This window comes from Streptomyces cyaneofuscatus (assembly GCF_033109485.1).
Taxonomy (GTDB): Bacteria; Actinomycetota; Actinomycetes; order Streptomycetales; family Streptomycetaceae; genus Streptomyces; species Streptomyces cyaneofuscatus.
The window spans coordinates 3,370,097-3,382,826 of record NZ_CP137002.1 but is presented as its reverse complement, the minus strand read 5'-3'; the positions used below and the strand labels follow the sequence as shown (position 1 = coordinate 3,382,826).

At 70.4% G+C, this 12,730-nt stretch carries 11 protein-coding genes, 2 pseudogenes and 2 CRISPR repeat arrays; of the genes and pseudogenes, 4 read left to right on the top strand and 9 right to left on the bottom strand.

The window, feature by feature from the left end; all coding sequences use genetic code 11:
• The 3 genes and pseudogenes from R2B67_RS14630 to R2B67_RS14620 all read right to left on the bottom strand — a co-directional run bounded on the left by R2B67_RS14630 (position 1) and on the right by R2B67_RS14620 (position 2,883).
• Positions 1-453 (bottom strand): hypothetical protein, encoded by a 453-nt coding sequence (locus R2B67_RS14630; RefSeq protein WP_317818366.1) that lies wholly within the window; start codon positions 451-453, stop codon positions 1-3.
• Between the two features lie 353 nt (positions 454-806).
• A CRISPR array of direct repeats spans positions 807-1,506; the repeat unit is 29 nt; unit sequence GGGACCACCCCCGCACGCGCGGGGACCAC.
• A 110-nt stretch (positions 1,507-1,616) separates the two neighbouring features.
• Positions 1,617-1,966, bottom strand: a pseudogene (locus R2B67_RS14625) (nuclear transport factor 2 family protein).
• A 119-nt stretch (positions 1,967-2,085) separates the two neighbouring features.
• The gene (locus R2B67_RS14620) at positions 2,086-2,883 is read right to left on the bottom strand and encodes a hypothetical protein (RefSeq protein ID WP_317818359.1); all 798 of its coding nucleotides are present in this window, start codon (positions 2,881-2,883) and stop codon (positions 2,086-2,088) included.
• A gap of 138 nt (positions 2,884-3,021) precedes the next feature.
• On the opposite strand from R2B67_RS14620, the gene R2B67_RS14615 reads away from it, so the two are divergent.
• Positions 3,022-3,498: an NUDIX hydrolase gene (locus R2B67_RS14615; protein WP_317818354.1), complete on the top strand. Its 477-nt coding sequence runs from the start codon at positions 3,022-3,024 to the stop codon at positions 3,496-3,498.
• On the opposite strand, the gene R2B67_RS14610 is transcribed toward R2B67_RS14615, so the two are convergent.
• From R2B67_RS14610 to R2B67_RS14595, 4 genes are all read right to left on the bottom strand, one after another.
• Positions 3,493-3,816 (bottom strand): hypothetical protein, encoded by a 324-nt coding sequence (locus R2B67_RS14610; protein ID WP_317818351.1) that lies wholly within the window; start codon positions 3,814-3,816, stop codon positions 3,493-3,495. The genes R2B67_RS14615 and R2B67_RS14610 overlap by 6 nt on opposite strands.
• A 470-nt stretch (positions 3,817-4,286) precedes the next feature.
• A complete protein-coding gene (locus R2B67_RS14605; RefSeq protein ID WP_317818347.1) occupies positions 4,287-5,354 on the bottom strand; it encodes a MarR family transcriptional regulator in 1,068 nt (355 codons plus the stop codon).
• Positions 5,355-6,410: 1,056 nt separating this feature from the next.
• The gene (locus R2B67_RS14600) at positions 6,411-6,896 is read right to left on the bottom strand and encodes a hypothetical protein (protein WP_237327314.1); all 486 of its coding nucleotides are present in this window, start codon (positions 6,894-6,896) and stop codon (positions 6,411-6,413) included.
• Between the two features lie 11 nt (positions 6,897-6,907).
• The gene (locus tag R2B67_RS14595; RefSeq protein WP_317818343.1) at positions 6,908-8,365 is read right to left on the bottom strand and encodes an NsdA family TPR-like regulatory protein; all 1,458 of its coding nucleotides are present in this window, start codon (positions 8,363-8,365) and stop codon (positions 6,908-6,910) included.
• Between the two features lie 159 nt (positions 8,366-8,524).
• Here R2B67_RS14595 and R2B67_RS14590 point away from each other — a divergent pair, with 159 nt between their 5' ends.
• The 3 genes and pseudogenes from R2B67_RS14590 (at position 8,525) to R2B67_RS14580 (ending at position 9,359) form a co-directional block, all read left to right on the top strand.
• On the top strand, positions 8,525-8,677 hold the full coding sequence (locus R2B67_RS14590) for a hypothetical protein (protein ID WP_237327316.1): 153 nt from the start codon (positions 8,525-8,527) through the stop codon (positions 8,675-8,677).
• 154 nt (positions 8,678-8,831) lie between these two features.
• The gene (locus tag R2B67_RS14585) at positions 8,832-8,972 is read left to right on the top strand and encodes a hypothetical protein (protein WP_317818339.1); all 141 of its coding nucleotides are present in this window, start codon (positions 8,832-8,834) and stop codon (positions 8,970-8,972) included.
• A 136-nt stretch (positions 8,973-9,108) separates the two neighbouring features.
• A pseudogene (locus R2B67_RS14580) lies at positions 9,109-9,359 on the top strand (hypothetical protein).
• 135 nt (positions 9,360-9,494) lie between these two features.
• Positions 9,495-9,888: direct repeats of the CRISPR family, unit length 29 nt; unit sequence GGGACCACCCCCGCACGCGCGGGGACCAC.
• A 356-nt stretch (positions 9,889-10,244) separates the two neighbouring features.
• Here R2B67_RS14580 and R2B67_RS14575 read toward each other — a convergent pair.
• Together R2B67_RS14575 and R2B67_RS14570 are read right to left on the bottom strand one after the other, a co-directional pair.
• Positions 10,245-10,532, bottom strand: coding sequence for a hypothetical protein (locus R2B67_RS14575; RefSeq protein WP_381073410.1), 288 nt, complete (start codon positions 10,530-10,532; stop codon positions 10,245-10,247).
• A gap of 395 nt (positions 10,533-10,927) precedes the next feature.
• On the bottom strand, positions 10,928-12,328 hold the full coding sequence (locus tag R2B67_RS14570; RefSeq protein ID WP_317818337.1) for a cytochrome P450: 1,401 nt from the start codon (positions 12,326-12,328) through the stop codon (positions 10,928-10,930).
• Between the last annotated feature and the right edge of the window lie 402 nt (positions 12,329-12,730).

Here is a 12,730-nt window from a genome sequence, read left to right as displayed (position 1 = left end):
CTACGGCTGATTCCCCTGGAGGGAGAAGCCCTCCGCCGAGACGAGCCCCTTGACCGGGTCGGCACGGAAGGAGGCGACCCAGGCCACGGGTTCGCAGTTCGGCCCGTTGGGCCGTTCCTCGGTCAGCTTGGCCTGCGCGGTGTCCGTGACCACGCCGCCGCCCTTCACCGGGGTCACGGTCAGCTCGACCGGCAGCGTCTTGCCCCCGATGTCCTGCGGAAGCCGCACCGACGCCATCCCGATCGGATCGCTGGGGTCGCCGGACGCGCGCTCGTCGCAGGATCCGTCCACACAGACCCGGATGGTCGCTCCGCCGGACCCCTTGAAGTCGGCCGGCCGCCAGACGACGGAGACGCCCGAGTCCATGCCGATGAGGGTGCACCTGTTGCCCTGCTGACCCGAGCACCCGCCCAACGAGGCGACGACGAGCAGGGAGAGAAGCACCTTGCCCACGCCGCCCGGTCGCCACGGAGCCCGCGAGCCTGGACCGGCCAAGCCCGATATCGCTGATCCCGAGGCAGCACGAGGACCCAAGGAGCCGACCGCTCCTGCCCCTTCCTCCGCTTTCCTCACCGCCACCGACGCCGCGTTCCGCATACGCCCTGCCCTTCCCCCCCGAGTGCGCAGACGGGCCCACCCGCGTCACGGGCCCTGGCGCACGTACCTTCGATCGCCACCGTGACCTGCTTCGTGGCGAAGACCGTGCCCTAGTTGTATTTGACGAGGGCGTGGGCGCCACAGGCGGAGAAGCAACCCCGCATGTGCGGGGACCACCCGAACCTTTTCACCAAGGAGGGCATCGACAAGGGAACACCCCCGCACGCGCGGGGACCACGCCGGGCTGCACCCGCAGGTGGCCTTCACGTAGGGAACACCCCCGCACGCGCGGGGACCACCAGATCATGCAGCCCACCTACGCCGCCAAGATGGGACCACCTCCGCACGCGCGGGGACCACCGCCAGCCCTTCTCGCTCGCCTTCCGAGCTCTGGGACCACCCCCGCACGCGCGGGGACCGCGTACCAGCGCGGCGGGATCACGCTTCCCTCCGGGGACCACCCCCGCACGCGCGGGGACCACATGCCGCCGAGGTCCCCGACCGCGAGCGGGACGGGACCACCTCCGCACGCGCGGGGACCACGCCCACGTCCACTACGACCTGACCGACGCCGCGGGACCACCCCCGCACGCGCGGGGACCACCATCCGTCAGCTCGGCCCTCGGTGGACCAGATGGGACCACCCCCGCACGCGCGGGGACCACATGCCTCCGGCCCCGGCCGACGCGACCGTCTTGGGACCACCCCCGCACGCGCGGGGACCACGCGTCTCCGTCTTCTCGTCGGCCTGGACCGGCGGGACCACCCCCGCACGCGCGGGGACCACCCGCACTTCCGGGACACCTTGGCGCTGGCCACGGGACCACCCCCGCACGCGCGGGGACCACTGCACTGCGGGGTGGATGACCGGCAGGCCCAGGGGACCACCCCCGCACGCGCGGGGACCACAGTTCGCGACCTGCGGGTTTACGCGGCCGTTGGGCTGTTTTTACTCACTTCTCGAGAAGCGGACATATCCCCCCTGTGGTGCGATTGGCCTCCGCCGCAAGCCGTGCATCTCAAGACTCATTCTGCCCCTCCCCAGCTGGAACGGGCGTCGCCTGGTGGTAGTACATCCGCCACGCCGTCTCGCCAGGCTTCCTGCGCCAAAGCGAGCTCCGGCGGGCCCGGTTGCCGCCGAGAACGGTCTCGTAGGTCAGATGCACCAGGCCGGGCGCCAGGACGACTCCGGTCATGCCGGACGACTCAATGAGCGGGCCGTCCGCCACCGCCGTCCCGAAGCTCCGACGTCGATGAAGTCCGGGTCGAGCAGCCGCTCGGCGAGTGACCGTGACGCACGCACGTTGGGGTCCAGCAGCTGCAACTCGCCGGCGATGGCCGCGCCAACATCGGTCGTCTCTTCGATCACCCCGTCATTCTTCCGAAAGGAGGCCACCAGTCAGGCAGGCCCCTGATTGCCCCGCAGGTCAGTCACCGTGCAGCAAAGCCCCAGGAAACCCGGGCACTTCCGAGTGCTCACCGGCCCCCTCAGGTCCGCTTCTCCGAGGCGCTGCGGAACTGCAGGGCGATCTCTGCACCCCCGAAGAGACTCGCCTCGTCCATCAGCCCGAGCTGGCCCCGCGTAAGGGAATCGACCCAAGCGCACACGACGTGGCGTCCGGCGTCTGACTGCGCCAGGCCGCAACTCAACTGGCCACCCCAGGGTCCCGCTTCGAATGCGGTGACCTCGGTCGCCCGCGCCCCGGTGAAGAAGGCGCGCAGTTCGTCGCTCATGGCTTTCGAGCCTGTGGCCCCGTCGAGCCCCGTGCCTCTTTTGACGGCCTTGATCTGGAGCAGAGCGCCCACGGACCCCTCCCCAGGGCCGTCGTAGAACCATCGTTCACCCGACTCCGGCCTTCCGGGAGCCAGCTGCTCGTACTCGGCGGCTTCCGTGCCGGTATGCAGCCGGTACTCACCGACGCGCGGGGCGGCGTCGATGACACGCGTGGCCTCCGGAGTCCCTGCCGAGGCGGAGGGCGACTGGGCCACAGCCTCTCGGCCAACGGGGGCGGCCTCTGCGGCAGGCCCATACCCCTTGTAGGTGAAGACCCACACCAGTCCCGCGGCGGCGGCGACCAGCAGTACACCGCGGACGATGTTGCCGCGACGTATGGCAAGGGCGCTGGCTTGCTCGGCGTCGACCGCACCGGTTGGCTCCGGGCCGCGCCGCCAGGCCCGGGTGGCGAGCCAGATGACGGCCATGGCCGCGGCGGTGGCAAGGAGCATCCCGAGTGCCTGGCCATCGACGAAGCTGCGTGAGCCGGAGTTAACGGATGAGGTGACCATGCCCGAATCCTAAAGATCGGCAGCAACGGCTGGCGTCTACCTCATGCTTAACCGATCAGCTCCTCAGGCATGTTGAGATATCAGTCAACGCACCCCCGGTCCTGAACGATTTCTTGACCACCGCATAGCGTCAGACGGGTGGACACAACACACCGGCCCGCCGCCCGGGTCATCTGTCTGGACGCTGCTCATCGCCTGCTTCTTCTGCGCTGGCGTGACCCGTTCGACGGGACATGGCTCTGGGAGCCACCCGGTGGCGGTATCGAGCCAGGCGAGACACCTCTGGCGGCGGCACGACGAGAACTGGCCGAGGAAACCGGGCTGGATCCGGCTGCGGTGCTTGATCGGTCTGTGCCGGTCGACCGAGATGTTCAGTGGAACGGCAAGCGGTACATCGGGACGGAGCATTTCTTTACGGCGCGATTCGCCGACGAGCAACCATCGCTGGTGCGGACCGGCCTGCTCCCTGACGAGCAGGTCAACTTGGACACGTACGCCTGGATCGAGTGGTCGGACCTGAGCTCGCTGCCAGACCCGGTTGAGCCGCCCCAGTTGCTTGCCGTGCTCGGTGCCCTGCTGCCGGACGGCCCCTGGGGTGACCGGGATCGGTCATGAGGGATCGGTGAACGAGACCGGCTTGCCGGTGGCGCGGGCGTACGCGATCTCCCTGCTCGTGGACTCGCCGATATAGCCGCCCGGATTGACGACCAGAACCCGGTCGGCCAGGTCGATCTTGCGCAGGTGGAGGGCGTCGAGCGCGGTCTTCTGCGCGGCGGTGATCGACCCGCCTGCTTCGCGATCCTCGGCGCGCAGGAAGACGCCTGGCGCGAGGACGATGGCACCCGCGAAGGTCAGATCACGATTGGCCGCGCTCATCTCGTTCACGAACCGGGTGGAGCCACAGATGCAGACGATCTCAGGCCGGTCGGGCACGGCTCTGTCCTCCGGGTGGAACGGCAATCCGTCAGTGTGCGCATAGCGATCACAGACTGGCATAGGCGCCAAGGGGCCACGCAGCGAGCTGGACACCACGCGGCTGCACTGTCGCAGGCGGGAGGCGCGGCCCGTACGGGGAACGACGCTGCTTGACGCCGAAGTCCGGGACGCACCCGGCTCACCAGCCTCCTTGAGCAGCACGGCCTATGAGGAACGCCACGAGCGCGGAGGCGTCGAGGACCCGCACCTTCACGAACGCGCCTCACGCAGTTCGGCCAGGACACGGCATACGACGTCGGCGGTGACCTGTCCGCGTGCGGCGATTCCCCGTGCGTGCTCGGCCGCTTCCTCCGGGGCAGCAAGGCCGTTTCGCCAACCAGAAGCTGGAGCAGGTAGGCCGACAACGACTACGCCGAGTGGTTCTGCTGGCTGGCGGAGGGGCGGGAGCTGATCCGTCACTGCCGACCTCAGACGGTTCTGAGCAGGTCTCGGAGGTTGGCCATGCGGGCCTCGATGTCGGCGGCATCGTTGGGGTCGACGGAGGTCTGGTCGGTGTTGGGTTGGTGGGTGGTGCGGCAGGGGCGGCAGAGGCCGTCGGGGAGGGCTTCCGGTTGGCCGGGGCGGCCGCAGTCGGTGCACTCCATGAGGATGCGGCGGGCTGGCGCGGAGCCGGGGACGCCGGGTGAGGCGCTGCCCCCGGTGGGGATCCGGGGCGGGATCTTGTCGGTGAGGCGTTTGCGGATGAAGCCGAGGGGGCTGTCGACCTGGGCGGGGAGTCCTGCGGTGAGGGCGCTGATCAGGTAGTCGACGCTGACGCCCCGGGCGAGCCACTCCGCCGCCAGGGGCTCCAGTGCTGCGCAGTCGCCGGCGGAGAGGGGCAGGCGCCGGTCCTCGTGGCCGAGGCGGGCCAGAGCGAGGTAGGCGGGGGAGGGACCGGCTTCGGAGCGGGGAGGCGTGTCCGGGGCAGGGGGCGCGGTCTCTGCGTCGGGCGCCTGAACCGGGGAGCGTTGCTGCGGTACGGCGGTGGATTCGGTGCCCTGTTCCGTACCAGGGTCCTCCGGTGCGGGTGGGGGTTCCTCGTCCGGGACCCAGGGCGGCGGGGGAGCGCTGTCGGGGGCAGCGGCCTGCTTGGTGTTCTGGGTGGTGAGGTAGGTGGTCCACCACTCGTTGTCGTGGGCGGTGCGGGACCAGAAGGTGCGGAAGACCCACCGCATCTCGTCGCCGGCGCCGACGGAGCACCGTACGCGCCGCAGGTGTCCGGCGACGGACAGGGCGGTCAGGGCGCTGCTGATGGCTTGCTGTCCGTAGAGCGGGAGTTGCTTGGCCAGCTCCTTGACGCTCATCGCCGCGCCCTCGGGGAGGTGGTCGACGAAGGCGGCGACGTATCGCTCGCGCACAGGGAGAGCGCCGAAGTCGTGCGGCGTGCGCTCAGGTTGGCCGGGTGTGGAGCGTTTGCCGTAGCCGGGCTTCGCCATCGGGTACGGGGCGGAGCGTGCGGGGGCGGGCAGGGCGGAGCTAGTGTGCTGTGTAGCCACGGGATCGGCTTTCTATGGTGACGATCTTGCGGTCAGACCCCGGCCTGGTGCTTCCAACACCGTTCCGGGGTCGTTTAGTTCTCGAACCGTAAGCACTCGTGACGCTCCGCCGCAAGCTGTCACGATTAGTCATACTTGCTCGCCGTTACGGGTCAGGGAGGTAGGGGAGGTTTCCCCTAACCCCCCAATCTCACCCGCCAGTTAAAGAAGGCGCTCGAACCCCGAACCTCGCATCCCGACACCCGCGTCCCGGGACCCGAGCTTCGGGCCAGGCCCCTCCCGCGTACCCCCGAAAGAGCGAACAGACCGCCCCGAAGCTCGTCGCCCGAAGCTCAAGCCCCAAGCCCCAAGCCCAAGCCCCAAGCGCCGGGCACGCCCGCCTGCCTGCCCGTCTCTGGCGGGCGCAGAGGCCGCTGAGCAAGACCAACCCAGAGCGCAGCACTCCCGCACGCGCGGGGACCAACCTGCCACGAGGCCCTGGTCGGCGCGGATGCCGGGAGCACCCCCGCACGCGCGGGGACCACCGGGCCCGCTCTTCCGTCGCCCGGCTGGGCCTGGGACCACCCCCGCACGCGCGGGGACCACCGGTCGCCGCCGAAGGTGTCGTGCACGCCGTTGGGAACCCCCGCACGCGCGGGGACCACCGTACGTCCAGGCATGCAGTCCACTCATCAGGAGGAACACCCCCGCACGCGCGGGGACCACGGGGCCTGGTGGTGTGAAGAGGTGCGCCCCGTGGGCGGAACACCCCCGCACGCGCGGGGACCACATGAGCTGGCAAGCCCCCTCTATGGCAAGGGAGGGAACACCCCCGCACGCGCGGGGACCACCGACGCCGAGGCCGCCCGTCTCTGCTCGCTCGGGGAACACCCCCGCACGCGCGGGGACCACCCAGCCCTCGGTGAAGATCGACGCGTACCGCTCGGACCACCCCCGAACGCGCGAGGACCACATCAAGAGGGTTGCATTCGGGATCGGGTCCGGGGGACCACCCCCGCACGCGCGGGGAACCCCCCGCGCCGGCCAGCGGCGGGAGGCTTGCGTGCGTACCGGGGGCTACCTGCGACGAGCGGCACCAGCGGGCCAGACCACGTCAACGGCCAGCCCTGCCTGCTGGGCCTGTTCGACGGTGTCGGCGGTGCCTCCCCCCTTGCCCGACGGAGGCGTGCCGTCCCAGACCGCAACGAGGCGGTCAGCGCGACGCAACAGCTCGGCATTCGCTGCCTCATAGGCAGCCCTGTTCGCTGTTGTGTGCGGCAGAGTCACAACGTCCACGGCGGCCTCGACCAGGCGGTCGAAGACGGCGGCGTGGTCGGGCTTCACCCTCGCCGCGCGGTAGTCCTGGGAGGGGATCACTGCGACGAGGCGGCCGCCGATGGCGGTGACTTCTTCCGCGAAGAGGCTGTCCGACCCGGCGGCGATGCAGGAGACGCCGGTCAGGTCTTCGCTGTACTGGGCGAGCAGCTCGCGCAGCGCGGCCCGTACCAGGGGCACGCTCTCGTCGGTCAGGTCCATGTGCCCGGTCACGGCAAGTGTCGTCATGCGCCCGTTCCTCAGCTCGACAGCAGGTCGCGGATACTATCGCGTGCCTCGCGCACTGGACGCGACGCGCTGTGTCCCACGGTGTAGGGGTACAGCTGCCCAAGCTGAGTACGGACACGCCCCGACTGTGTGCCTCGCGCGGCCTGCACGGCCAGGACCGTTTCGGTGGCGGCCGCTCGAACGTCTCCGGCGAGGAACTGACATTCGGCCAGGCCGATGCGGTCGAGCGCGTGGGAGCGCCCGGCTTCTGCCCCTCGGGACGACAGGGCAGTCCGAATGGCCTCTGCTGCCTGGGCAGCGTGTCGGCACGGGTCGCTGCGGGCGAGGTCGAGGAGTCGGCCCCCGGTGACCCCCGCGAGTTCCGCCTCGTCGAAGTAGGCGATCCAGTAGGGCTCGTCGCTGTCAGTACCGGCGCTTGCGAGGTCCTCGGCCGCCTTGGCCGTGGCCCGGTGGAATCCGGCGATGCGCCCTTGTGCGGCGTAGGCCCAGGCTTCGCGGGTGTGGAGCATGGCGCGGGCCCGGGGGCCGATCACGTCGCGGGCACCTTCCTGGGCAAGGTGGATCAGCTGGAGCGCGTCGTCGGCCCGGTCGCGGTAGAGCATTTGCCGCGCCATTCCTGCCAGCACGTTTGCTCCGAAGACGACGTCGCCTCCGGCGTGGGCGGCGCGGAGGGCGAGGCGGTAGTAGTCCTGCGCGCGCCGGTGCAGGCCGGAGTCCCAAGCCATGGTGGCCGCGGTGCCGGCCAGCTGCGCCATGACGCGGTACAGCCGGTCCGTCACGGCCGGGGCCTGGTGGTCGTCCAGGGCGCCGGAGACTTCCGCGAGTTGGCCGAGGACTGCCTTTCTTCGGAGGCCACCGCCGTACTGGTGGTCCCACTGGCGAAAGGCCCGTGCGGTGGTCTCCAGTTCCTCGACTTCTCGCATCCCGAGTTGGCCCGGGCGGTGTTGCCGCGGGACGTTGACGGCGGGGACGAGCCACCCTTCGAGGCTGTCGAGGAGTGCAGCGCCGGTTACTGCGGCACCGGCGAGGGAGCGGGTGAGGCCCCTTCGGTCCATCAAGAGATCACTCCTGGTCAGGTGGGCGGCGAGGTCCACGGTCGCGTCGGGCCGCCACGGGATCTCGTCTGTGTCGGGCCGGTCACCTGAGGCTTCTGGTCGGTTCTGCTGTGCTGGGTGGTGTTCGCCCTCCCAGGGCCGTGGTGCGAGCCCGAGCAGGACGCCCGGGATGCGGAGACCGTCGGCGATCCGGCAGACAACGTCGAACGAAGTGACGCGCTGGCTTCCGTTGATGATCGTGGACACCTTGCCGGGGGTGAGCTGGCAGGCGGACGCGATGCGGTTCTGGGAGAGGCCGCCCCACTTCTTGATCAGGGTGAAGACGGCTGCGAAGTCGTGCTCGATGAGCGCTGCCCGGACATCTGCTCTGTCGAGCACGTCCGAGGTGAGCAGGCCGGGGGTGGTGGCATCCATGGGCTGACTTCCGTTGCGATCCTATGCACGCGCAGGCGCCTTACTGGAGCGCCAACGAGTGTATTGCCGCCTCGGTAACCCCCGCGGGGCATCCCGCAGTTGCGTGCGCAGGACGACGCTGTGATGGCGACGAATACCGCAAGCGACGCGGAGAGAGCTATGGCTATGACGATCAAGGTGTACAAGGTGAACGGCGACGGGGTCACCAGCGTCGTGCGCCCGGAGGCCGAGGTGGTGCCCCTCGAACAGCCCGAGGAAACGCACCGGTTCCCTGCCTGCGAGTGCCCCGGGTGCCCGGAGCCGGCGCAGTGAGCGGCATGTTGAAGGCGGCGATCGGGCGTGCCGAGCCGGACAGCGCCTACCGCACGCTCCTCGGGCACACTACGGCCTGCTCCGCCTGTCGGGCGGCCGGAGGCCTCTGCTCGACTGCTACCCGGCTGGGGCGGGCGTGGCGGGAGGCCCGCCGGTGACGGGCACCACCGGCGATGAGCAGACCGAGTCGACCGAGCAGGGCTCTGTCCCGGCCGAGGACCCCATCCTCGCTGACCTGATCTGGCTTCAGGAGACCCGCGAGGACCGTTTGGCCAAGGCCCGGCACCTGCGTTGATATCCCCGCCCGGCTGTTCTATTCCCTGGAAAACAGTGACAGGGGCGGAACACCACCCATCCACCTGGACGGAGGCGCCACCTTGCTTACAACCAATACCCGACTGCTGGCACCGCCCGGGCGGTGCCAGCGGACCATCACCCTGTCCACGACAGACGTGCGCACCTGCGAGGCGTGCTGGATCGCGCCCGTGACCGTGGCCCGATGCACGGAGACCGGCCGGGACCTGCTCTGCGGCGAGTGCGCGGAGGGGGACTACCCCTGCCGCGTCGATCTGTTCCCCCGTACGGCGTCTACGGCGTGACGATTCGCCGGATCGAGCAGGGCCGGCATGGGGGCGGGCCACCGTTGCCGAGCCCGCCGTCGCCGGGGACCCTGCCGGTGTGAGGTGGCGCCCTGGCTGTGTGGCCGGGGCTCTGCCCGACGAGCCGTGGAGAGCTCAAGGCCGATGGCGTCGGCAAATACGGGCCAGGGTGTCCAACAGGGGCGAGGAGTGGCCCTGCTCGATCCGGGTGCACGTGGGGGAGCACCCCCGCACGCGCGGGGACCACCCGACGACGACGCTGCGCTGGGACAGCGGTACGGGACCACCCCCGCACGCGCGGGGACCACTCGAAGCCGATCATCCCCGTGAGCCCGGCCCGGGGACCACCCCCGCACGCGCGGGGACCACGGCGGGCGGGCAACTGGACGGTGAAGACCGCCGGGACCACCCCCGCACGCGCGGGGACCACATCACCTCCAGCGCCTGGCCAGCGGAGTTCCCCGGACCACCCCCGCACGCGCGGGGACCACTCGGCGGTCTGGGCGGGGGCCGGCTGCTACCGGGACCACCCCCGCACGCGCGGGGACCACCGTGACGGTGGCTCCCCGGTTGTTGCGGCCGGTGGACCACCCCCGCACGCGCGGGGACCACAGTTCGTGACCTGCGGGTTTAGGTGGCCGGGGGTGCGTTTTGGCTTACTTCTTGAGAAACAGGCATATCTCCCAGCGGTCCCCGTTCGAAAGTCGTCAGTCCTCATTATCTCGACGCTGGCTGCGCCCACGACCGTGCGTGGCTACACCGGCACGATCAACCGCGGCTTTCCCTTCTCAGCCGTGTAAGGGATCCACCGGCCGCACCGCCCGGGCAGCCGAAGCACCGCACTGCCTTCGTCTCGCACGCCGACGCATCAGGGTCGTATTCGCCAGCTCAGGGGCGGCACCTTCCGCGAACCCCGAGTCCTCCGGACGACGGCTCCATGAACCAGTTCACGGGAAGGCCGACGCAGGTCAGTACCTTGGGTCGTCTGCCCATGGCAGGAGATCTGCGGCCCCTCGACGGACAGCTTCTTCCGGGTCCTGAGCTAGCCTCTCGCAGACCGCCGTGACGTCCGGCGCACCGCTCGGTCCCACGAGCGCGTCATGTACCCCGGTCTGCAGCCAGTCCGCCCGATGGTCGTCAGCCTGGGCAAGCGCGATGGCGATAAGCCTCATGGCGGGCAGCGATCCCACTCGAGTCAAAGCCTCTGCCGTCTGCCGGGTCACCGCCGTGTCCTCGACGTCCAGCAGCAGCTCCACCAATGCTTCTGCGGCCTCGGAAACATCAGCGAATGAAGCGAGGCCACGCCCGGCACGAGCACGTTGTGTCCACGAAGGAGACGACGCCTGAGCCAAGGCTGCCTCCAGCTCATTCGACATCTCTGTCACGACCAGACGATCTCACGCCCACAGAAAAGACCGAACGACGGGCGGATACTCGACGAGGAGGAATGGGGCGCCGCCGTCACCGCCTGCCGGGAGCCATATTTGTGCCCCGACCACCCCCGCACGCGCGGGGCAGCAGGGGTGCGCGCCGGGTCCAAGCGTCGTGGGCCATGCGGTCGACGTGCTGCTGGAGCCTGCCGTGAGGCCGTCCGAGGGGCGGGCGAGCGGTGCGCGGGGGAGCGTGCTGGTCGTCAGGGGCTGGCCTGTGCTCAGGGCCGGCGGGTGGGGTCGGCTTGCTCGCCCTGTGCCGGGCCAGGAGTAGGCGGGTGTGGCTCGCGGGGTGTGGCCAGCATGGTCAGGCCCTTGGGCATGGGGGTGAGTTCCAGGCTGACGCGGATGGTCCTGCCGGGCGGCGTCGTACGGAGTGTCCGTGAGCGGACCAGGCTCGCCAGCGCGACGGGCGTCAGGATCTCCGAGGCTGCGGCGCCGGGGCAATAGCGTGGGCCGAGTCCGTAGGGGAGCAGGGCGGCTGGGGAGAGCTGAGGGTGGGCCTCGGGCGACCAGCGCAGCGGGTCGAACTCCTCAGGCCGCGCGTACCGGGCAGGGTCACGACGCAGTGCGCCCAAGGGCAGGGTCACCAGCGCGCCGGCGGGGACCGGCTGCTCGCCCACGTTCGTCGCGTGGCGGGGTCTGCGTACCAGGAACGGGATGCCGTGCAGTCGCGTGACCTCCCTGATGAAGCCGGTGGTACGGGGCATCAGGTCGGGTCGGACCGCATCGGCCGGGGCGTCGGTGCCCAGGACGGCGTCGGCCTCGGTCCGGATGGCCGCCTGGTGGTCGGGGTGGCGGCCCAACTCGTAGCAGGCCCAGGCGAGTGTCGAGGCCGTGGCCTCGATGCCGGCGAACAGCAGCGCCCGCAGGTCGTGCAGCGCCTCGTCCGGCCGGTTGTCGGACGAGCGTTTGAGCAGGGAGACGACGTCGTTGCCGTCCCCGTCCGGCTGGTGGCCTTCGTACACCTCCCGGGTGGCCTCGTTCAGCGTCCCCAAGGCGCGGCGGAAGGCGCGGCCCCTCGGCGTGGGCACCCAGGGCCACGGCGACAGCGCGTACGTCCAGAACACCCCTGCGGACAGCACGGAACGTGCTCGCGCGAGAGCGGCCAGTGTGTCCGGGGAGATGCTGCTCTTCAGTACGGTCTCGATGACGAGTCCCGCCACGATGCGGCTCATCTCGACGGGGATGTCGACGGGGCGGTCGGAGGGAAGCCTGGCGAGCAGGCCCTCGGCGCTGTCCCGTACGGCTGGTCCCAGAGCCGTCAGACGGGGTGCCGCGAGCGCCGGTTTCATCAGCGCGCGCCGGTCCCGGTGGGGCTGGCCCTCGGATCCGGCGAAACCGTTCCCGGTGAAGTCCCGAAGGCACGGGTCCGCGCTCCACGCCTGGAAGATGTCCTCCCCGCAGCCGACTTTACGGATCAGCGACGGGTCGTTGACCTGGAAGGCGACCGCCGGCCCGGCCTTCGTCCTGGTGACGGGGCCTGCCTGGCCGAGGCGCACCGCGATGTTCGCCGGGTCGAGCCAGAATCGCAGCGTTCGGGAGTGCGCGACGGGCGGCTTTTCCCGAGGCTCCTCCCGTGACGCCGGGCATCCCCGGGGGCCGCCGCCCTCTTCGATCATGTTTCCCGAGCCTCCTGGGCTTTCACGGGCGTCGACCACCCGTGTCTCTCGCCTCACGCGACAACGAGCCGGACGAGGGCGGCGTTACGTGTGCTCGGTGCTCGGTGCCCGGCTGTGGGGCAGGACGAGTGGTACGCCGATGCCTGGCGGACCATCCCCGCGCGCGGGGACCACTTCGCCGACCTTGACGATGACACCCGCGTCCAGGGACCACCCCCGCACGCGGGGAGCACGCCAAGCCGTTCTTCAGCATCTGGCCGACCGCGGGACCACCCCCGCACACGCGGGGACCACCAGTACGCCGATCTGCCGCAGCAGTGGCCCACCGGACCACCCCCGCACACGCCGGGACCGCACTTCATGACCTGCGGGTTTATATGGCCAGGGGCTCGTTTTCCATCA